Origin of the sequence: Cellulomonas palmilytica (assembly GCF_021590045.1) — a bacterium.
GTDB lineage: Bacteria > Actinomycetota > Actinomycetes > Actinomycetales > Cellulomonadaceae > Cellulomonas > Cellulomonas palmilytica.
Map to the genome: position 1 here is coordinate 1,864,320 of NZ_CP062221.1, position 19,844 is coordinate 1,884,163.

The 19,844-nt window shown below is 73.1% G+C and carries 19 protein-coding genes; 15 read left to right on the forward strand and 4 right to left on the reverse strand.

The window, feature by feature from the left end; translation table 11 throughout:
• Positions 1-7 precede the first annotated feature (7 nt).
• Both F1D97_RS08540 and F1D97_RS08545 read right to left on the reverse strand, forming a co-directional pair.
• Entirely contained in the window at positions 8-1,126 is a 1,119-nt protein-coding gene (locus F1D97_RS08540) for a sensor histidine kinase (protein ID WP_236123393.1), read from the reverse strand.
• 4 nt (positions 1,127-1,130) lie between these two features.
• Entirely contained in the window at positions 1,131-1,952 is an 822-nt protein-coding gene (locus tag F1D97_RS08545; RefSeq protein ID WP_236123394.1) for a response regulator transcription factor, read from the reverse strand.
• A gap of 286 nt (positions 1,953-2,238) precedes the next feature.
• Between F1D97_RS08545 and F1D97_RS08550 the strand changes: the two genes are divergently transcribed.
• From F1D97_RS08550 to F1D97_RS08565, 4 genes are all read left to right on the forward strand, one after another.
• Positions 2,239-3,594 (forward strand): hemolysin family protein, encoded by a 1,356-nt coding sequence (locus F1D97_RS08550; RefSeq protein ID WP_236123395.1) that lies wholly within the window; start codon positions 2,239-2,241, stop codon positions 3,592-3,594.
• Entirely contained in the window at positions 3,591-4,646 is a 1,056-nt protein-coding gene (locus F1D97_RS08555) for a hemolysin family protein (protein ID WP_236123396.1), read from the forward strand. Before F1D97_RS08550 ends, F1D97_RS08555 begins: the two co-directional genes overlap by 4 nt.
• A gap of 308 nt (positions 4,647-4,954) precedes the next feature.
• Positions 4,955-6,625 (forward strand): M15 family metallopeptidase, encoded by a 1,671-nt coding sequence (locus F1D97_RS08560; RefSeq protein WP_236123397.1) that lies wholly within the window; start codon positions 4,955-4,957, stop codon positions 6,623-6,625.
• A gap of 52 nt (positions 6,626-6,677) precedes the next feature.
• On the forward strand, positions 6,678-7,124 hold the full coding sequence (locus F1D97_RS08565) for a hypothetical protein (protein ID WP_236123398.1): 447 nt from the start codon (positions 6,678-6,680) through the stop codon (positions 7,122-7,124).
• 44 nt (positions 7,125-7,168) lie between these two features.
• Here the strand turns inward: F1D97_RS08565 and F1D97_RS08570 are convergent, their stop codons facing one another.
• A complete protein-coding gene (locus F1D97_RS08570) occupies positions 7,169-8,107 on the reverse strand; it encodes an aldose 1-epimerase family protein (RefSeq protein WP_236123399.1) in 939 nt (312 codons plus the stop codon).
• A 284-nt stretch (positions 8,108-8,391) separates the two neighbouring features.
• Here F1D97_RS08570 and F1D97_RS08575 point away from each other — a divergent pair, with 284 nt between their 5' ends.
• From F1D97_RS08575 to prfB, 8 genes are all read left to right on the forward strand, one after another.
• On the forward strand, positions 8,392-9,618 hold the full coding sequence (locus F1D97_RS08575; RefSeq protein WP_236123400.1) for a CpaF family protein: 1,227 nt from the start codon (positions 8,392-8,394) through the stop codon (positions 9,616-9,618).
• A gap of 2 nt (positions 9,619-9,620) precedes the next feature.
• The gene (locus F1D97_RS08580; RefSeq protein WP_236123401.1) at positions 9,621-10,481 is read left to right on the forward strand and encodes a type II secretion system F family protein; all 861 of its coding nucleotides are present in this window, start codon (positions 9,621-9,623) and stop codon (positions 10,479-10,481) included.
• A complete protein-coding gene (locus F1D97_RS08585; protein ID WP_236123402.1) occupies positions 10,478-11,410 on the forward strand; it encodes a type II secretion system F family protein in 933 nt (310 codons plus the stop codon). Before F1D97_RS08580 ends, F1D97_RS08585 begins: the two co-directional genes overlap by 4 nt.
• A 162-nt stretch (positions 11,411-11,572) precedes the next feature.
• Positions 11,573-11,833 (forward strand): hypothetical protein, encoded by a 261-nt coding sequence (locus tag F1D97_RS08590; RefSeq protein WP_371860793.1) that lies wholly within the window; start codon positions 11,573-11,575, stop codon positions 11,831-11,833.
• 50 nt (positions 11,834-11,883) lie between these two features.
• A complete protein-coding gene (locus F1D97_RS08595; RefSeq protein ID WP_236123403.1) occupies positions 11,884-12,228 on the forward strand; it encodes a TadE/TadG family type IV pilus assembly protein in 345 nt (114 codons plus the stop codon).
• A complete protein-coding gene (locus F1D97_RS08600; protein WP_236123404.1) occupies positions 12,225-12,731 on the forward strand; it encodes a TadE/TadG family type IV pilus assembly protein in 507 nt (168 codons plus the stop codon). Before F1D97_RS08595 ends, F1D97_RS08600 begins: the two co-directional genes overlap by 4 nt.
• Positions 12,728-13,207 (forward strand): hypothetical protein, encoded by a 480-nt coding sequence (locus F1D97_RS08605; protein WP_236123405.1) that lies wholly within the window; start codon positions 12,728-12,730, stop codon positions 13,205-13,207. Before F1D97_RS08600 ends, F1D97_RS08605 begins: the two co-directional genes overlap by 4 nt.
• Positions 13,208-13,272: 65 nt before the next feature.
• Entirely contained in the window at positions 13,273-14,388 is a 1,116-nt protein-coding gene (gene prfB, locus F1D97_RS08610; protein ID WP_236123406.1) for a peptide chain release factor 2, read from the forward strand.
• A 45-nt stretch (positions 14,389-14,433) separates the two neighbouring features.
• Here prfB and F1D97_RS08615 read toward each other — a convergent pair whose 3' ends face one another.
• Positions 14,434-15,432, reverse strand: a complete 999-nt coding sequence (locus F1D97_RS08615; RefSeq protein ID WP_236123407.1) for a LacI family DNA-binding transcriptional regulator — start codon at positions 15,430-15,432, stop codon at positions 14,434-14,436.
• A 301-nt stretch (positions 15,433-15,733) separates the two neighbouring features.
• On the opposite strand from F1D97_RS08615, the gene F1D97_RS08620 reads away from it, so the two are divergent.
• The 3 genes from F1D97_RS08620 to mmsB all read left to right on the forward strand — a co-directional run bounded on the left by F1D97_RS08620 (position 15,734) and on the right by mmsB (position 19,818).
• The gene (locus F1D97_RS08620) at positions 15,734-16,888 is read left to right on the forward strand and encodes a substrate-binding domain-containing protein (RefSeq protein ID WP_236123408.1); all 1,155 of its coding nucleotides are present in this window, start codon (positions 15,734-15,736) and stop codon (positions 16,886-16,888) included.
• Positions 16,889-17,029: 141 nt separating this feature from the next.
• Complete coding sequence (gene mmsA / locus F1D97_RS08625; protein ID WP_236123409.1) at positions 17,030-18,586, forward strand: multiple monosaccharide ABC transporter ATP-binding protein; 1,557 nt, start codon at positions 17,030-17,032, stop codon at positions 18,584-18,586.
• Positions 18,583-19,818, forward strand: a complete 1,236-nt coding sequence (gene mmsB, locus F1D97_RS08630; RefSeq protein WP_236123410.1) for a multiple monosaccharide ABC transporter permease — start codon at positions 18,583-18,585, stop codon at positions 19,816-19,818. Before mmsA ends, mmsB begins: the two co-directional genes overlap by 4 nt.
• Positions 19,819-19,844: the final 26 nt, after the last annotated feature.

Below are 19,844 nucleotides of genomic sequence, written 5' to 3' on the forward strand. Positions count from 1 at the left end.
TACAGTTCTAGTTGCGGTAGAACAATGTGTTTCCGCCCGCGGGTCGCCCGCCCGGCAGCGTCACGCGCATCGTGCAGCCGTCCGCGACGTCCGCCACCTCGATCGTCCCGCCGTGCAGCTCGACCGCCCAGCGCACGATCGCCAGGCCCAGTCCCGTGCCCCCCGTCGACACCTGTCCGACCGCGGGCGTGTTGCCGCGCACGAACCGCTCGAACACGTGCGCGCGCTGCTCCCGCGCGATCCCCGGCCCGTGGTCCACGACGTCGATCTGCACGTCCGTGCCCACCCGGCGGGCCACCAACCGCACCTCGTCGTCGTGCGGCGAGTGCCGCACCGCGTTGTGCAGCAGGTTCGCGACCACCTGGTGCAGGCGCTCCGGGTCGCCCTCGACCGTGAGGTCCCCGGGCTCCACGTCGACCACGAACCGCAGGTTCTTCGACCCGCCGACGAGCGCCGCGGCGTCGGCTGCCTCCCGCAGGAAGTCGTCGAGCCGCAGCTCGGTGAGCTGCAGCGGCACGTCGCCCGCCTCGAGCCGCGACAGGTCCAGCAGGTTCGCGACCAGCCGGCCCAGCCGCTCGGTCTGCGCGAGCGCCGCCTCCATCGTCGCCGGGTCCGCGGGCGTCACGCCGTCGACGATGTTCTCCAGCTCGGCCTGCAGCGCGGTCACGGGCGTGCGCAGCTCGTGCGACACGTTCGCGACGAGCTCGCGGCGGAACGTGTCCGACTGCTGCAGGTCGTCGGCCATCGTGTTGAACGCCTCGGCGAGCTGGCCCACCTCGTCGGCGCTCGTCGCGCGCACGCGCTGCGTGTAGTCGCCCGCCGCCATCCGCCGGGCCGCGTGCGTCATCTCGCGCAGCGGTGACGTCATGCCGCGCGCCAGGACCTGGGTGAGGACCAGCGAGATGGCGATCGCCAGGGGGAACGTGCGCGACGGCCCGAGCTCGTAGGACAGGCCGATCCACGTGATGAACGACGCGAGCGTCACCGTCGCCGCCACCAGCACGCCCAGCTTGATCTTGATGGACCGGAACCGGTCGAGCGGGCGCACGTCGGGCAGGCGGGACCGCACGGCGGCCCCGCGGCCGTGCCGGGGGTTCGGCCGCGCCGCGGCGCGCGCGCTGCTCATCGCGTCAGGCGCCACTGCCCTCGGACGCACTGCCCTCGGACGCACTGCCCTCGGACGCACTGCCCTCGGCGTCGCCCGTCGTCGTCCCGTCCGCGGGCTCGAACGCGTAGCCCACGCCGTGCACCGTGCGGATGAGGTCCGCGCCGAGCTTGCGGCGCAGCGCCTTGACGTGCGAGTCGACCGTGCGGGTGCCGCTCGCGTCGACCCAGTCCCACACCTCGGCGAGCAGACGCTCGCGCGTCAGAACCGTGCGCGGCGAGGACGCGAGTGCGACGAGCAGGTCGAACTCGGTCGGCGTCAGGTGCACCTCGTCGCCGTGCCGCAGCACGCGCCGCTGCGCCTTGTCGACGGTCACGTCGCCGATCACGAGCGGTGGGGCGGGCGCGTCGGCCGCCTGCAGCTCCACCACGCGCGCCGCGCGCTCGGTGCGCCGCAGCAGCGCCTTGGTGCGCGCCACGAGCTCGCGCATCGAGAACGGCTTGGTCATGTAGTCGTCGGCGCCCACGCCGAGCCCGATGAGCATGTCGGTCTCGTCGTCGCGCGCCGTCAGCATGAGGACGGGAACGGGCCGCGCGGCCTGCACGCGCCGGCAGACCTCGAGCCCGTCGATGCCCGGCAGCATGACGTCGAGCACGATCACGTCGGGCACGAGCCGTGCCGCGGCCTCGACGCCGGCGAGCCCGTCGCCGACCGCCTCGACGCTCCAGCCCTCGGCCGACAGGCGCCGCACGATCGCCTGCGCGATCGCCGGCTCGTCCTCGACGACCAGCACCTTCGTCGGTGCGGCCTTCGCCGCCGCGCTGCTCGCAGTCCCCAGCGTCGTCATGTGCCCAGAGTGGCACAGCGGGCCGGGCTGCGTGCCTCGGCACGCGACGGACGGCACCGTATGATGTCGCCACTATGAGCAGCTCAAGTAGCTGCCGGCGTCCCACCCCCGCCCCTGCACCGGTCGAGCACCGGCAGTCCGCACACGCGGAGCAGGCGGCGTCGGGGTCCGACGATGCCGGCCCCCACCTGAGACCCGGTGCCGCCCGCGCGCGGCACTCCCACCACGTCGTCGCGCCCGGCACCTGCCGCGGCTCCCGACGGCACGCCCCCCGCCGGGGTCGCACGTGCTGACCGAGTGGCTGCTCGTCGTCCTCGGCGTCGTGCTCACGCTCGGGACGGCGCTGTTCGTCGCGGGCGAGTTCTCGCTCGTGACGCTCGACCCGGGCGTGGTCGACAAGCAGACACGTCCCGACGACCGCCGCGGGCAGTCCGTCCTCAAGGCGCTGCGCGGGCTGTCGACCGAGCTGTCGGGCGCGCAGGTGGGCATCACCGCGACGACCGTCCTGCTCGGCTACACCACGCAGCCCGCGGTGCAGACCCTGTTCTCGGGGTGGCTGGGCGACGGCCTGCTGAGCACCGCGGCCGCGACAGCGGTCGCGGTCGTGCTCGCGGTCGTCGTCGTCAACGGGTTCTCGATGCTCGTCGGCGAGCTCATCCCCAAGAACTTCGCGATCGCCAACCCGCTCGCGACCGCGCGCGCCGTGGCGCCGCTGCAGCGCGGCTTCACGCGCGCGCTGCGGCCGGTGATCGCGTTCTTCAACGGCAGCGCCAACTGGCTGCTGCGCCGCATGGGCGTCGAGCCGCGTGAGGAGCTCTCCGGCGGCCGGTCGCCGTCGGAGCTCGCCGCGCTCGTGCGCCGCTCCGCGGAGGTCGGCACGCTCGAGCAGTCGACCGCGCGCCTGCTGACCAACTCGCTCGAGTTCGAGACGCTCACCGCGGTCGACGTGATGACCGACCGCCAGCGCATGGTCGCCGTGCGGCGCGGGGACTCCGCGCTCGACGTCGTCGCGCTCGCGCGGCGCACGGGGCACTCGCGGTTCCCGGTGCTCGGGGAGGACAGCGACGACATCGTCGGGCTCGTGCACCTGCGGCGCGCGGTCGCGGTGCCGTTCGAGAAGCGCGGCGAGGTGCCTGCGGCGGCCCTCATGGACGACGCGCCGAGCGTGCCCGAGACCGTGCACCTCGGCCCGCTGCTCGTCGAGCTGCGCGGGCACGGCATGCAGATGGCGGTCGTCGTCGACGAGTACGGCGGCACGTCGGGCGTGGTGACGCTCGAGGACGTCGTCGAGGAGCTCGTGGGCGAGGTCGCCGACGAGCACGACCGCACGCGTGCCGGTGTGGCGCGCTCGGCCGACGGGACCTGGCACCTGCCCGGGGTCACGCGACCCGACGAGCTCACCGAGCGGACGGGCCTCGTCGTGCCCGACGACGGCCCGTACGAGACCCTCGGCGGGCTCGTCATGGCCCGCCTCGGCCGCATCCCGGACGTCGGGGACGTCGTGGCCGTCGGTCACGTGCGCCTCGAGGTCGAGCGGATGGCCGGGCGGCGCGTCGAGCGCGTGCACGTGTGGTCCGATCCCGACGACGAGCCCGACGAGCCCGGCACCGCCGGCGGGTCGCAGGGGCGGGGTGCCCGATGAACAGCACCGTCGCCCTCGTCCTCGCCGTCCTGCTGCTCGCCGCGAACGCGTTCTTCGTCGGCGCGGAGTTCGCGATCATCTCCGCGCGGCGCTCGTCGATCGAGCCGCGCGCGCAGGCGGGGGACCGCCGTGCGCGCACCGTGCTGTGGGCCATGGAGCACGTGTCGCTCATGCTCGCGTGCGCGCAGCTCGGCATCACCGTGTGCTCGACGAGCCTCGGCGTGGTCGCGGAGCCCGCGATCGCGCACCTCGTCGAGGACCCGCTGCACGCCCTGGGCGTGCCGTCCTCCTGGGCGCACCCCGTGGCGTTCGTCCTCGCGCTGCTGATCGTCGTCTACCTGCACGTCGTGCTCGGCGAGATGGTGCCCAAGAACCTCGCCGTGGCCGGTCCCGACCGCGCGGTGCTGTGGTTCGGCCCGCCGCTCGTGATGGTCGCGCGCGTCGTGCGGCCGCTCATCGCCGCGTTGAACTGGCTCGCCAACCACGTGCTGCGGCTGTTCGGCGTCGAGCCCAAGGACGAGGTGTCCTCCGCGTTCACCGCGCAGGAGGTGCAGTCGATCGTCGAGCGGTCGCAGGCCGAGGGGCTCCTGGACGACGAGCAGGGCCTGCTCGCCGGCGCCATCGAGTTCTCCGGGCGCACCGCGCAGGAGGTCATGGTCGACCACGACTCCCTCGTCACGGTCGACCCCGACGCCACGCCCGCGCACGTCGAGCACCTCGTCGCGCGCACCGGGTTCTCGCGGTTCCCGGTGCTCGACGACGGCGAGCTCGTCGGCTACCTGCACCTCAAGGACGTCCTGTACGCCGAGGACGACGACCGCGAGCAGCCCGTGCCGCGCTGGCGCGTGCGCGCGCTCGCGGTGGTCGCCCCGGACGACGAGGTGGAGGAGACGCTCGCGGCGATGCAGCGCACGGGGGCGCACCTGGCGCGGGTCGACGACGACGGGCGGGCCGTGGGCGTCGTGTTCCTCGAGGACATCCTCGAGGAGCTCGTCGGCGAGGTCCGCGACGCGATGCAGCGCGGTGCGCTGCGGCAGCGGCCCGCGTCCTGACGCGCACGAAACCTTCACATGACCGGGGCCGGGTGCGAGGTATGTCCGCCTTTGACGGCCCGTTCCGGACACGAGCGCCGCGCGGCCCCGCCTTCGACGGCGTGTCGCGCGGCGTGTCGTCCGCCCGGGTGTGGGAGCGCGTTCGTCCGAACGACTGGACGGGCGTCCAGGGGCTTGGACGGGCGCGGGTGAGCCGTTATGGTTTCGTGATCGCCGGCGACGATGCGGGGCACGGGGCAGACCTGCAGGCCGGCGACAGTCGTGCAGGAGGTGCCCCACGGGGCACCCGAAGGCTTCCGGGAGGTGCTGTGGTCGAGTCTCACGCCGCCGCCGCGGCACCCCTGACGCGGCGGCAGATCCGTGAGGCCGAGCGCGCCGCAGCCGAGCGCGCGGAGCGCGAGCAGGCGGCCCGCCTGTCCACCCCGACCGCCCGCACCTCTCCTGCCTCCTCCGCACCGCGCGTCGCGCACTCCGCGTGGGACCCGCGCGGCGTCTCCGCGGGACCGGACACGCCCGGCACCGGCGTCGGCCCCGACGCCGCCGCGCACACGCCCAGCTGGGTCCCCACCGACCACCGGCCCCTCGCGCACACGACGGCACCCGCCTCCCGCGCCGCGGCCACGTCCGCGATCCCGACGACGCGCGCCCAGTCGGCGCAGGCACGCCCGGCCCCGACGGCACCGCGCCCCGCTCCGGCGACCGCGGCTCCCGGCGCGTCACGAGCCGTCCCGGCCCAGGCGCTCGTCGCCGCCGCGCACGAGCTCGGCACCCGCGAGCCCGTCGCGACCGCGCTGCAGCACTCGCCCGCGGCGCGTGTCCTGCGTGTCGCGGAGCCCGAGCGCCCCGCGCAGCGCGCGGCCGCCGCTCACCCCGCAGCCACGCAGCCCGCGGCATCGTCGCGATCGACCGTCGCGCCCCGCATGCTCGACGAGACGGTCGTCATGGCCGCGCCCGTCCTCGACGACGTCGACGAGCCCGCGCAGGCGTCGCACCGCACCGCTCCCGCACCCGCCGCGCCGATCGGCCCGTCGTGGGCGTTCACGGCGGCGTCCGCGCCCGCCGAGCCCACGAAGACGGTCGAGCCCGTCGTCGAGCGCCCGGCCGAGACGCGTCCCGCCGAGGCCCCGGCGTCCGAGGCTCGCCCCGCCGAGGCGCGACCCGCCGAGACGCGACCCGCGGACTCGCGTCCGGCCGCCCGTCCCGCCTCCCGCCCCGCCGGCGACCGCGTCGTACGGGTGCACACCGGCACGCGCGCGCTCAACCGCAGCGCGCGCCACGCGGTCCGCTTCGGCGTCGTCGGCGCGCTCGCCGCGGTCACGGTCGCCGTGCCGCTCGGCCGCGGCACGTTCGGCAGCACCGAGGTCCTCTCCGGCCTGCCGAGCGACCACGGCACGCTCCCGAGCACGGTGCTGGCGCTCACCGGGCAGTCGTCGTCCGACTCGCCGCCCGCGTCGCTGTCCACCGTGGACGACGCGATCCTCGCCGCCCGCGGCGCGGAGCTCGCGAGCCGCGACTGGTCGCGCGAGCCGATCCCCGGCTGCGACTCCTCCGCCCGTGCCGCCGGCTCCAACGGCCTGCTCGCCCGCGAGGACCTGTGCACCCTGTGGGACGGGCACACGCAGATGCGTGCCGACGCGGCCTCGGCCCTCGCCGAGCTCAACGCGGTGTACGTCGCGCGGTTCGGCGCCGACATGTGCATTGCGTCCGGCTACCGCACGCTGCAGGAGCAGTACGCCGTCAAGGCGAAGCGCGGCGGGCTCGCGGCCGCCCCCGGCAAGAGCAACCACGGCTGGGGCCTGGCGATCGACTTCTGCAGCCAGATGACCACCGGCGCGCGCTGGGCATGGCTCAACGAGAACGCCGGCACGTACGGGTTCGAGAACCCGGCCTGGGCGCGTCCGGGCGGCTCCGGCCCGTTCGAGCGCTGGCACTGGGAGTACACCAAGGGCGTCCAGGCCGACGGCGAGTACTACGGCTGACGACCGCTGGCGGGACGACCCGCCGTCGCCGCTGAGCGTGGACGGCCCGCGTGTGCCCGAGACGCGCGACGAGCTGCCCGAGGTGCTCACGCTCGTCGGCCAGGGTTGGGCCCTCGCCCCCGACGCGCCCGTGTGGTCGTTCCTGCCCGCCGTCTTCCCGCGCACGCACCGCACGTGGGTGCGCGACCGGTCGACGTGGTACTGGGAGGAGTGGGTCGACGGCGTGCACAGGGGGCGCAGCGTCGCGTCCGACGAGGACGTGGCCGACGTCTACCGGCTGAACGCCGACCACGCCGGCCGGTGCGGGTTCCCCGCCTGGGACAGCACGCGGATCTGGCTGCTCCGCACCGGGAACGGGCTCACCGTCGAGCGCGTCGTCGACCGGGTCGCGCGCGCGGCGAACCGGCGCCTCGGTGGCGTCGTCGCGAGCCCGGAGCTCGGGCAGGTCGCGGCCGACGTCGTCGCCCGCGCACTCGGACCGGCAGCGGCGCGCGGCTGACCAACCTGCCGCTCGTCAGCCGGGCGGCCGCCGCCGGGAGCCGGTCAGGACTGCTCGAGCCGCAGGCCCCAGCGGGCCTCGTGCGTCGCGCCGGGCGCGAGCTCGACCAGCAGGTCGCCCGTGCGGAACGCGTCCGCGATGCAGGTCATGGGCTCGACAGCGACACCGCGACGCCGGATGCCGGGCACGTGGTCGCCCGTGCAGATCTGCCACGCGTCGAACGACTCGTCGGCCCACATGGCCGTCGTGCGGCCGTCGGGCGTGGTCAGGCGCGCCCACGTGCGGCCGGCCTCGTCGCGCACGGGCGTGAGCCACGCGTCGTCCAGGTCGACACCGCGCAGCGCCCGGGGCTCGCGCAGGTCGAAGCGACCCTCGAGCTCCTCCGCGCCCGTGGGCAGCAGGCGGTTGTCGACGGTGACGTGCCGGCTCGCGTCGAGCTGCAGCGTGCACTCGTCGACGGCCGCGTCGCCGGGGGAGAGCCACGGGTGGAACCCGAGGCCGTACGGCGCGCTCGTCGTGCCGAGGTTCGTCGCGCGCGTCGTGACGGTCAGGCCGTCGTCGGCCAGCGCGTAGGTGACGTCGATGCGGACGGGCCACGGGTAGCCGGGGTTGGGGACGATCGTCGTCGTGAGCGTCACGGCGGACTCCGTCGGCTCCTGCGCGGGCGTGAACGGCGTGAACCCGACGAGGCCGTGCAGCGCGGTGAGGCGGTCCGGCTCGGTGATCGGCACCTGGTAGGTCCCGCCGGCGTAGCCGTACAGGCCGTCCGCGAGGCGGTTGGGCCACGGGGCGAGCACCGCGCCGGAGAAGGCGGGGGCGATCTCGTCCTCGGAGTACGGGAGCACCACGTCGCGCGTGCCCACGCGGTACTCGCGCAGGCTCGCGCCGACCGAGGCGACGACGGCGACCTGGTCGCCGTGGCGCAGGGTGTGCTGCGTACCTGAGGGGGAAGGGGTCCGGACGTCGTCGGCAGGGCTGGTCACGTGCACACCGTAGCCGTACCCGGCGACGACGACCGGGACCGGCGGCCCGGTGGGACGAGCGTGCCGGTGCGCGCGGTAGGCACGGTGCACGGCGTGCGGACGGAGGGGCGCCCGATCGGGTGCACCGCACCCGGACTGTGGACAACCGACTGCGGGGGCGAGCGCCTGTCCCGTAGGGTGCGCATGCCCTGGCAGAAACGGACATGTCGGGCGATGTGCCGGGCGGACCGGCGGGACCGTCGGGTGAGACGGCGTGCTGGACGGCGGACGATGCAGGGGGATGCATGGAAGGGCTCGGGATCCTCGAGCGTGAGGTGCGCGAGCTGATCCGTCGGCGCGGCATCGACCCGGTGCGCGACCGCCCGGGGATCACGTCGCTCGTGCAGGACGCGATCGCGGACTACGACGCGCGCTCGGTGCTCGGGGTCGTGCCGCCGCTCGTCGACGGCGCCGCGGCGCACAAGGCGGTGCTCGACGCGGTCGCCGGGTTCGGGCCGCTGCAGCGCTACCTCGACGACCCCGAGGTCGAGGAGATCTGGATCAACAACCCGCAGCAGGTGTTCGTCGCCCGGCGCGGCGAGCCCGAGCTGACCACGACGATCCTCACCGCGGTCGAGGTGCGCGAGCTCGTCGAGCGGATGCTCAAGGTGTCCGGGCGTCGGCTCGACCTGTCGAGCCCGTTCGTCGACGCGACCCTGCCGGGCGGGGAGCGGCTGCACGCCGTGATCCCGGACATCACCCGCAAGGACTGGGTGGTGAACATCCGCAAGTACGTCGTGCGCGCGGACCACCTCGAGGACCTCGTCGCGCTCGGCTCGCTGCCGCCCGACGCCGCGGCGTTCCTCGCCGCGGCAGTGCGGGCGGGGCTCAACGTCCTCGTCTCCGGGGCGACGCAGGCGGGCAAGACGACGATGCTCAACGCGTTGTCGGGTGCCGTGCCGGTGCGCGAGCGGATCATCTCGTGCGAGGAGGTCTTCGAGCTGCGCCTCGCGGCACGCGACTGGGTCGCGATGCAGTGCCGCCAGCCGAACCTCGAGGGCACCGGTGAGATCCCGCTGCGCCGCCTGGTGAAGGAGGCGCTGCGCATGCGCCCCGACCGCCTGCTCGTCGGGGAGGTGCGCGAGGCCGAGGCGCTCGACCTGCTCATCGCGCTCAACGCGGGCGTCCCCGCGATGTGCACCATCCACGCCAACTCGGCGCGCGAGGCCGTCACCAAGCTCTGCACGCTGCCGCTGCTCGCGGGCGAGAACGTCTCCGACCGTTTCGTCGTGCCGACCGTCGCCTCCTGCGTCGACCTCGTGGTGCACCTCGGTCACGACTCGCGCGGGCGGCGGCGTGTGCGGGAGGTCGTGGGCGTGCCGGGCCGCACCGAGCAGGGCGTCGTGGAGACCGCGGAGATCTTCGCGTGGCGCGACGACCGGCTCGTGCGGGGCGACGGCTTCCCGCCGCACGCCGAGCGGTTCGCGCGGCTCGGGATCGACCTCGCGGCGCTCCTGCGGGCGAGGGGCTGAGCGTGGACGTCGTCGTGGGGCTCGTGCTGGGGGCGGGCGTCGGGTGCGTGTGGTGGTCGTTCTGGCCGCAGGTCACGACGAGCGAGGGGCGCTCCGCGCGGTGGCGTGCGCGACTGCAGGACGACCTCGTGCAGGCCGGGGTGCAGGGCGTGACACCCGGCGGGCTCGCGGTGGCGAGCACGGCCCTCGGGATCGTGACGCTCGTCCTGGCGATCGGCCTGACGCGCGTCCCGACCGTCTCGCTCTTCTTCGCGGCGTTCGCCGCGGCGGCACCGCTCGCGGTCGTGCGGGGCAGGGCGCGGCGTCGGCGGTCGCGGCTGCGCCAGCTGTGGCCCGAGGTCGTCGACCACCTGGCGTCCGGCATCCGTGCCGGGCTCGCGCTGCCCGAGGCGGTCGCGCAGGTCGGCGAGCGCGGCCCGGAGGAGCTGCGCGCGCCGTTCCGCGCGTTCGGCGAGGACTACCGCGCGACCGGGCGGTTCGCCGAGAGCCTCGACCTGCTCAAGGCGCGCCTGGCCGACCCGGTGGCCGACCGCGTGATCGAGGCGCTGCGCATCACGCGCGACGTGGGCGGCACCGACCTGGGCCGGCTCCTGCGGACGCTGTCCGGGTTCCTGCGCGACGACGTGCGCACGCGCGGGGAGCTCGAGGCGCGCCAGAGCTGGACCGTCTACGCCGCGCGGCTCGCGGTCGCGGCGCCGTGGATCGTGCTCGCGCTGCTCGCGACGCGCACCGAGGCGGCGAGCGCCTACGACAGCCCTGCCGGGTTCGCGGTGCTGCTCACGGGCGCGACCTGCACCGTCGTGGCGTACTCGCTCATGCTGCGCGTCGCGCGGCTCCCTGAGGACCCGCGGGTGCTGCGGTGAGCCCGGCGGTCCAGGGCGGCCTCGCCGGCCTGCTCGCGGCGTGCGGCCTGCTCGTCATCATCGCGCGCGTGCGCAGCCGCCGGATCACGCTCGACCAGCGTCTGGCGCCCTACCTGCGGCCCCGCCGCGCCGGTTCCGGCCTGCTCGGTCTGCCGTCGGTGCGCGGGCCGGTCCCCGTGCTCGAGCGCCTGCTCGCGCCCGTCCTCGCCGATGGCGTGCGGTTCGTGACGAGGATCGGCTCGCCGACGTCCGAGCTCGCGCGTCGGCTGCAGCGCGCGGGGCGCGCGGAGTCGGTCGAGCAGTTCCGTGCGGGGCAGGTGGTCTCGGGGGCGCTCGGTCTCGCGGCCGGGCTCGCGCTCGCCCTGGTGCTCGCCGCGACGCGCGGCTCGCAGACGGCCGCGCTCGTCGTGCTGGTCGGGGTGTGCGGTTTCGTCGGTGTGCTGACGCCCGACTGGATGCTCGGCCGCAGCGTCCGCGAGCGCGAGGCGCGCATCGTCGCCGAGCTGCCGACGATCGCCGAGCTGCTCGCGCTCGCCGTGGGCGCGGGCGAGGGCGCGCTCGGCGCGCTCGAACGCGTCACGCGCAGCACGCACGGCGAGCTGAGCGTCGAGCTCGAGCGCACGCTCGCCGACGCGCGCGCCGGCCTGCCGCTCGTGCAGGCGCTGGACGGCCTCGCGGACCGGACCGGTGTGCCCGCCCTCACGCGGTTCGCCGAGGGCGTCGCGGTCGCGGTCGAGCGCGGTGCGCCGCTCGCCGACGTGCTGCGCGCCCAGGCGCAGGACGTGCGCGAGGAGGGTCGCCGCCTGCTCATGGAGACGGGCGGTCGCAAGGAGGTCCTGATGATGATCCCGGTGGTCTTCCTCATCCTCCCCGTGACCGTCCTGTTCGCGGTCTTCCCCAGTGCCGTCGTGCTGCAGGTGGGCCTGTGAACCGCCCGACGAGCACCACGAGCACCGGCATGACGAGCACCGGCACGACGAACGCCGGCACGACGGACAGGCACGACCAGACCACGACGCCGCGGCCGACCCGGCCGCGCGTCGCGACCATCGGCACCCCGCCGCACGGCGGGGTCTCACGAGGAGGTACGGATGACGACGCTGCGGCACGGGAGCGCGCGGGTGGCCCGGGTGCGGGACCGCGTGCAGGACTCGACGCTCACTCTGGCGGTGCGCACGCACGGCTGGTTCACGGGGCGGCTGCGGGCCGCGGGGCGGGACCGGGGAGACGTGCCCGGCTGGGTGCTCGTGACGCTCATGACCGCCGCGCTCGTCGTCGCGCTGCTGACGCTCGCCCGCCCGCTCCTGCAGAACCTGTTCAGCAACGCGGTCGACGAGGTCAACAACACCTGACGCGCCGCGCCGCCGGGGGTGCGGACGACGGTGCGGCGGTCGTCGACTTCGTGCTGATCGGCGGCCTGATCGTCGTGATCGCCCTCGGCATCGTGCAGCTCACGCTCGGGCTGCACGTGCGCAACACGCTGGTCGACAGCGCGTCCGCGGGCGCCCGGTACGGCGCGCTCGACGGCCGCTCGACGAGCGACGCCGCACGACGCACGCGGGAGCTGGTCGCCGGCTCGCTGGCCGACGGCTACGCGTCCGACGTGACCGCGCGGCGCGTCGTTGTCGACGGCGTGGAGATGATCGAGGTCGAGGTGCGCGCGCCGCTTCCGGTGATCGGCCTGATCGGCCCTGCGGGCCGGCTCACGGTGTCGGGCCACGCGATCGCCGAGGACGACCTGCCGTGAGCGGCGGAACGCCCGTGCCGCCGGCCCTCCGCCGGCTCGTCGCGCGCCTCGCGGCGCGGGTCCGCCACGGCGACGCGCGCGACGACGGAAGCGCGATCGTCGAGTTCCTCGGCCTCGCGTTCGTCCTGCTGCTGCCGCTCGTGTACCTCGTGATGGTCCTCGCGCGGCTCGAGGCCGCGAGCTACGCGGTCGAGTCGGCCGCGCGCGAGGCGGCCCGCGTGTACGTCGCGGCGGACGACGCCACGTCGGCGGCCGCCCGAGCCGCGGCCGTCACCGGGGTCGCTCTCCAGGACCAGGGCTTCGACGACGAGCCGGCCGAGGCGCTCGTCGTGACGTGCGAGCAGTCGCCGTGCCTGCAGCCCGACGCGCACGTCGAGGCACGCGTGCAGGTCGTCGTCCCGCTGCCGTTCGTGCCCGACATGGTGCGCGACGTCGTCCCGCTCGAGATCCCCGTGTCGTCGAGCCACGTCGCGGTCGTCGACGAGTACCGGAGCATCAGGTGAGCCGGGTCTGTGAAGCGCTGCGCCGCCGCCTGCGCCGCGCGGGCGGGGCCGACGACGGCCAGGTCATCGTGCTGACGTTCGGGGTCGTGGTCTTCGCGTCGATGCTCGTCCTCGTCGTGGCGTCGGCCGCACAGCTGCACCTCGAGCACAAGCGGCTGGTCGCGCTCGCCGACCTGCTCGCGCTCGAGGCGTCCGACTCGATCGCCGAGGGCGTCTACTACGGCAACGAGGGCAAGGCCCGCCTGGCCCTCACGGACGGCTCGGTGCGCAGCGCGGTCACCGAGTACCTCGCGGCGCACCCCGACGAGACCGCGGGCTGGCGCCAGTTCGCGGTCAGCGAGGCCGTCGCCGAGGGCCCCCGCACCGCTCGGATCGCGCTCGTCGCCCGCGTCCGGCCGTCGTCGACGGCATGGGTCCTGAGCGCGTGGACCGACGGCATCACGATCCGGGCCGAAGCCAGCGCCACCGCCGACTGAGGGAGAGCGGGAGGTTCCGTGGACGTGGCGGGTCGCCGTGGAGGTTGCGGGTAACCTGGACGGTCGTGGCCACCACCGACTTTCCCGCTGAGATCCGCGAGCTGCGCACCACCCTGGAGTCCATCCAGTCGGTGAGCGACCCGACCGCGCTGCGGGAGAAGATCGCGCGCCTGTCGGAGCAGGCCTCGGCGCCGGACCTGTGGGACGACCCGGAGTCGGCGCAGAAGGTGACGAGCGCGCTGTCGTCGGCGCAGAGCGAGCTCGAGCGGGTCGACAAGCTGAAGTCCCGCATCGACGACCTCGAGACCCTGGTCGAGCTGGGGCAGGAGATGGAGGACGAGGACACGCTCGCCGAGGCGGAGACGGAGCTCGTCAAGATCCGCAAGGACCTGGACCAGCTCGAGGTCCGCACGCTGCTGGCGGGGGAGTACGACCAGCGTGAGGCGGTCGTGACGATCCGCTCGGGCGCGGGTGGCGTGGATGCGGCGGACTTCGCGGAGATGCTGCTGCGCATGTACCTGCGCTGGGCCGAGCGGCACGGCTACCCGACGGCGGTGCTCGACACCTCCTACGCGGAGGAGGCCGGCCTGAAGTCGGCGACGTTCGAGGTCAAGGCTCCGTACGCGTACGGGCACCTGTCGGTCGAGGCGGGCACGCACCGCCTGGTGCGCATCTCGCCGTTCGACAACCAGGGGCGCCGGCAGACGTCGTTCGCGGCGGTCGAGGTGATCCCGCTGATCGAGCAGACGGACAGCATCGAGATCCCGGAGTCGGAGATCAAGGTGGACGTGTTCCGCTCGTCGGGCCCGGGTGGTCAGTCGGTCAACACGACGGACTCGGCGGTGCGCATGACGCACCTCCCGACGGGCATCGTCGTGTCGATGCAGAACGAGAAGTCGCAGATCCAGAACCGGGCGGCGGCGCTGCGCGTCCTGCAGTCGCGCCTGCTCCTGCAGCGTCAGGAGGAGGAGCGCGCGGCGAAGAAGGAGCTCGCGGGCGACATCAAGGCGAGCTGGGGCGACCAGATGCGCTCGTACGTGCTGCAGCCGTACCAGATGGTCAAGGACCTGCGCACGGAGCACGAGGTCGGGAACCCGGCGGCGGTGTTCGACGGCGACATCGACGACTTCATCGAGGCGGGCATCCGCTGGCGTCGCGCGCAGGAGACGCAGTCGGCCTGACGGCTCGGTGCCGGGCGGGTCGGTGCCGGCCGGGCCAGCGGGCGGTCAGCCGACCGTCGACGCTCGCACGGTGAACGACGTGGGCAGGATGATCGGCTCGTTCGGCACGGGCGTGCCGCGGAAGCTCGCGAGCAGGGCGCGCGCCGCGGCCTGACCCATCTCGCGGATGGGCTGGTGCACGGTCGTGAGCGGCGGGTCGGTCTGCGCGGCGGACGGCAGGTCGTCGAACCCGACGACCGCGACGTCGTCGGGGATGCGCAGGCCGGCGCGGCGCAGCTCGACCATGGCGGCGGCCGCCATGGTGTCGTTGTGCACGAACAAGGAGTCGAACTCGATGCCGGCCTCGAGCGCGCGGTGCACGGCGGCCTGACCGGACTCGTAGCTGAAGTCGCCCTCGACGGTGTGCAGGGGGTCGAGCGTGCGGCCGGCGGCGGCGAAGCCCTCGGCGAAGCCTGCGAGGCGGTCCTGCACGCAGCCGAACCGCGGGTCGCCGCTGATGACCAGGGGAGCGCGGCGTCCGATGCCGAGCAGGTGGTGCGCGGCGGCGAGCGCGCCGAGCCGGTTCGTCGTCGCGACGGAGCCGAAGCGCGGCTCGTGGCCGCGGTCGTCGATGAGGACGACGGGCAGCCCCTCGTCGTGCAGCCGGGTGATGTAGTCGAGCTGGCCCTCGGGCTCGACGACGAGCAGGCCGTCGAACGCGCGCGCGGAGACGTGCTCCGTGAACCGGCGCATCGACTCCTCGCCCTGTGTGGTGGTGAAGACGAGCATCCCGTAGCCCTCGTCCTCGACGGCCTCGATCGCTGCCTGGACGACCTCGCCGATCCAGGGCCAGGTGAGCGAGGGCAGGAGCATGGCGACGACGTGCGTGGAGCCGCGTGCGAACGCGACCGCCCGTGCGTTGGGGACGTAGCCGAGCTCGGCGATCACGGCGCGGACGCGTGCGGCGGTGCGCGCGTCGAGCTCGTCGCGGCCGTTGAGCACGCGCGAGACCGTCGTCTTGCTGACGCCGGCGCGTTGCGCGACGTCGCGGATGGTCACAGCCACGCGTCGATTGTCGCGGTCGAGGGGGCATCGCGGGGGCGCGTCGGGCCCGAAACCACCCAGTGTGACGTAGAGCACATAGGATGACTTCGGGTTGCGAAGCGAAGCCAATGCACCCAATCCGTGCGTCCTGTTCGACGCGCAGGACACGCTTTGATAACGGCGCTTGCGTTCGTGCTGGCTTTGAGTCTTGAATTCAAGCCATCACTCCGGGGCAGTGGGTCAAAGACGGCTCCACGCACGGACGGAGCGGCGGCAGCCGCACCGACGCGCCCCGGACGGTGTGCCAGAGGAGTAGACGACGATGTCCCAGACCTGGAAGAAGCTGTCGGTCGCCATCGCGACCGCCGGCCTGCTCACCGCCTCCCTCGCCGCGTGCAGCAGCGAGCGCAGCGGCGACGACGACAAGCCGACCGCCGGCGCGGGTGCCACGGGCGGCGCGGCGGCGGAGGAGGGCGGCCTCATCGGCATCGCCATGCCGACGAAGGCCCTCGAGCGGTGGAACCGCGACGGCGCCCACCTCGTGGAGCTCCTCGAGGAGGCGGGCTTCGAGACGAGCCTGCAGTACGCGGACAACAAGACCGACCAGCAGATCAGCCAGATCGAGAACATGATCAACGACGGCGCCAAGGTGCTCGTCATCGCCTCGATCGACGGCACCACGCTCGGCCCGGTGCTCGAGCAGGCCGCCGCGAAGGACGTCAAGGTCATCGCGTACGACCGCCTGATCAACGAGACGCCGAACGTCGACTACTACGCGACGTTCGACAACTACAAGGTCGGCCAGATGCAGGGCACCTTCATCGAGGAGACCCTCGGCCTCAAGGACGGCAAGGGCCCGTTCAACTTCGAGCCGTTCGCCGGGTCGCCCGACGACAACAACGCGAAGTTCTACTTCCAGGGCGCCTGGGACATCCTCAAGCAGTACGTCGAGAACGGGAAGCTCGTCGTGCCGTCGGGCAAGGCGCCCAAGACGGACGACCAGTGGACGAACATCGGCATCCTCGGCTGGGGCTCGGACGACGCCCAGGCCGAGATGGAGAACCGCCTCAACTCGTTCTACGGCGGCGACACCAAGGTCGAGGTCGTGCTGTCCCCGAACGACTCGCTCGCGCTCGGCATCTCGCAGGCGCTCACCGGCGCCGGCTACAAGGCCGGCGAGGGCTGGCCGGTCCTGACCGGTCAGGACGCGGACCAGGCGAACGTGCTCAACATGCTCGCCGGCAAGCAGTCCATGACGGTCTGGAAGGACACGCGTGCGCTGGGTGACGCGGTCGCCAACATGGTCAAGGAGGTCGTCGCGGGCGGCGACGTCACGGTGAACGACACGACCACGTACAACAACAACGTCAAGACCGTCCCGACGCTGCTGCTCGACCCGCAGGTCGTCACGCCCGACACGGTCGAGAAGGACCTGGTCGAGTCCGGCTTCTACTCGGCATCCGACCTGGGTCTGTGACCCGCGCCTGACGCGGGCCGCCGGCGCACCCTCGCCAGGGTGCGTCGGCGGCCGGTCGGGCCCGCCGCCCGGGGCAGGGCGGCACCGTCAGGGTCCGCCACCCGGCGGACCGGTCGTGACCGGGCAAGGACCGAGGACCAGATGGACACCACAGCAACACCCGACTACATCCTCGAGATGCGGGGCATCACCAAGCGTTTCCCGGGCGTACTCGCCCTCTCGGACGTGAACCTGTCCGTCCGCCGCGGCGAGATCCACGCGATCTGCGGCGAGAACGGCGCGGGCAAGTCGACCCTCATGAAGGTGCTCTCCGGCGTCTACCCGCACGGGACCTACGAGGGCGACATCGTCTTCGAGGGCAGCACCGCCGAGTTCCGCACCATCCGCGACTCGGAGCACGTGGGGATCGTCATCATCCACCAGGAGCTGGCGCTGTCGCCGTTCCTGTCGATCGCCGAGAACATCTTCCTCGGCAACGAGCGCGCGCAGCGCGGCGTCATCGACTGGAACCACACCAACTCCGAGGCCGCGAAGCTGCTCGAGCGCGTCGGTCTCGACGAGCGCCCCGACACCAAGATCATCGACATCGGCGTCGGCAAGCAGCAGCTCGTGGAGATCGCCAAGGCGCTCTCCAAGGAGGTCAAGCTCCTCATCCTCGACGAGCCGACCGCGGCCCTGAACGACGAGGACAGCGCGCACCTGCTCGGCCTGATCAGCGGTCTGCGTGACCTCGGCATCACCTCGATCATCATCAGCCACAAGCTGAACGAGATCGAGTCGATCGCCGACACCACGACGATCATCCGCGACGGCCAGACGATCGAGACGCTGGACATGCGCGCCGAGGGCGTGACCGAGGAGCGGATCATCCGCGGCATGGTCGGGCGCCCGCTCGACCACCGGTTCCCCGAGCACACGCCGTCCATCGGCGACGAGGTGCTGCGCATCGAGGACTGGACCGTGCACCACCCGCTCGACCAGGCCCGCAAGGTCGTCGACGGCGCGTCGCTCAACGTGCGGCGCGGCGAGATCGTCGGCATCGCGGGGCTCATGGGTGCGGGACGCACCGAGCTCGCGATGTCGGTGTTCGGCCGGGCGTACGGCTCGCACATCTCGGGGCGCGTCTACAAGGACGGCCGCGAGGTCCAGCTCCACACGGTGGGTGCGGCGATCGACGCGGGACTCGCGTACGCGACCGAGGACCGCAAGCACTACGGGCTGAACCTCATCTCGACCATCCGGGACAACATCTCGGGTGCCGCGATCCACAAGGTCGCCTCGCGAGGCGTCATCGACCGCAACGAGGAGCTGAAGGTCGCCGAGCGGTTCCGCAAGGACCTCGGCATCCGCACGCCCACGGTCGAGGCGCTCGTCGGGAAGCTGTCCGGCGGCAACCAGCAGAAGGTCGTGCTGAGCAAGTGGATCTTCTCCGACCCGGACGTGCTGATCCTCGACGAGCCGACGCGCGGCATCGACGTCGGCGCGAAGTACGAGATCTACACGATCATCAACAAGCTGGCTGACGCGGGCAAGGGCGTCATCGTCATCTCGTCGGAGCTGCCCGAGCTGCTCGGCATCTGCGACCGCATCTACACCCTGTCCCAGGGGCGCATCACGGGCGAGGTCGCCCGCGAGGACGCGACCCAGGAGCGACTCATGCACTACATGACCATGGAGAAGGACGTGACTCCCCGATGAGCACCGACACCAACCTCGCCCCCGCGATGCCCCCCGGTGAGCAGGCCCGCGTCCCGCTGAGCCAGCGCCTGTCGGGCCTCGGCGGGAACGCGCGCCAGTACGGCATCTTCGCGGCGCTCGTGCTGATCGTCCTGCTCTTCCAGGGGCTCACCGACGGCCGTCTCCTCAAGCCGGACAACGTCGTCTCCCTGTTCCAGCAGAACGCGTACGTCATGGTGCTCGCCATCGGCATGGTCATGGTGATCGTCGCCGGTCACATCGACCTGTCGGTCGGGTCGGTCGTCGCGTTCGTCGGCGGTGTCGTGGCCGTGTCGATCACCGACTGGGGCCTGCCGTGGTGGGTCGCGGTGCTCATCGGCGTCGCGATCGGAGCCGTGGTCGGCGCCTGGCAGGGCTTCTGGATCGCGTACATCGGGATCCCGGCGTTCATCGTGACGCTCGCCGGCATGCTGATCTTCCGCGGCCTCGCGCTCGTCGTGGTCAGCCAGACCATCCGCGTCAACGACGACGACTTCAACTCGATCGTCTCCGGCTCGCTGCCGAACTTCCTCGGCTTCAGCGGAGACATGGACGTCGTCACGCTCGTCATCGGTGCGCTCGCCTTCGCGGCCTTCGCGTTCGCGCAGTTCCGCGCCCGCATGCAGCTGCGCAAGCACGACCTGCACGTCGAGGCGTTCGGCCTGTTCGTCGCGAAGCTCGTCGGCATCGCGATCGCGCTCGGCTTCCTGTCCGTGCTGCTGTCGCTGTCGGCCGGCGGCATGCCGATCATCCTCGTGATCGTCGGTGTCCTGATCGTCGCCTACACGTTCCTCATGGGGCGCACGGTCTTCGGCCGGCACATCTACGCGGTCGGTGGCAACCGACCCGCGGCGAGCCTGTCGGGTGTGCGCACCAAGCGCGTCGACTTCATGATCTTCGTCAACATCGGCGCCCTCGCGGGCGTCGCGGCGATCATCACGACCGCCCGCGGCGGTGCGGCCGTCGCGGCCGCCGGCCAGAGCTTCGAGCTCGACGCGATCGCGGCCTGCTTCATCGGTGGCGCGGCCGTCACCGGCGGTATCGGCCGGATCTCGGGCGCCATCGTCGGTGCGCTCATCATGGGCGTGCTGAACATGGGCCTGTCGATCATGTCGGTCGACCCGTCCTGGCAGCAGGCGATCAAGGGTCTGGTGCTGCTGTTCGCGGTGGCGTTCGACCTGATCAACAAGCGTCGCGCCGGCACGAGCAGCTGACACGACGGAACTGGCCGGGTCCCGGC

What these genes read in the sequence shown, in the direction of transcription:
- F1D97_RS08555 (WP_236123396.1), top strand. Translation starts at nt 3,591, where the DNA reads ATGAACAGCACCGTCGCCCTCGTCCTCGCCGTCCTGCTGCTCGCCGCG.
- mmsB (WP_236123410.1), top strand. Translation starts at nt 18,583, where the DNA reads ATGAGCACCGACACCAACCTCGCCCCCGCGATGCCCCCCGGTGAGCAG.
- F1D97_RS08540 (WP_236123393.1), bottom strand. Translation starts at nt 1,126, where the DNA reads ATGAGCAGCGCGCGCGCCGCGGCGCGGCCGAACCCCCGGCACGGCCGC.
- mmsA (WP_236123409.1), top strand. Translation starts at nt 17,030, where the DNA reads ATGGACACCACAGCAACACCCGACTACATCCTCGAGATGCGGGGCATC.
- F1D97_RS08575 (WP_236123400.1), top strand. Translation starts at nt 8,392, where the DNA reads ATGGAAGGGCTCGGGATCCTCGAGCGTGAGGTGCGCGAGCTGATCCGT.
- F1D97_RS08545 (WP_236123394.1), bottom strand. Translation starts at nt 1,952, where the DNA reads ATGACGACGCTGGGGACTGCGAGCAGCGCGGCGGCGAAGGCCGCACCG.
- F1D97_RS08620 (WP_236123408.1), top strand. Translation starts at nt 15,734, where the DNA reads ATGTCCCAGACCTGGAAGAAGCTGTCGGTCGCCATCGCGACCGCCGGC.
- F1D97_RS08590 (WP_371860793.1), top strand. Translation starts at nt 11,573, where the DNA reads ATGACGACGCTGCGGCACGGGAGCGCGCGGGTGGCCCGGGTGCGGGAC.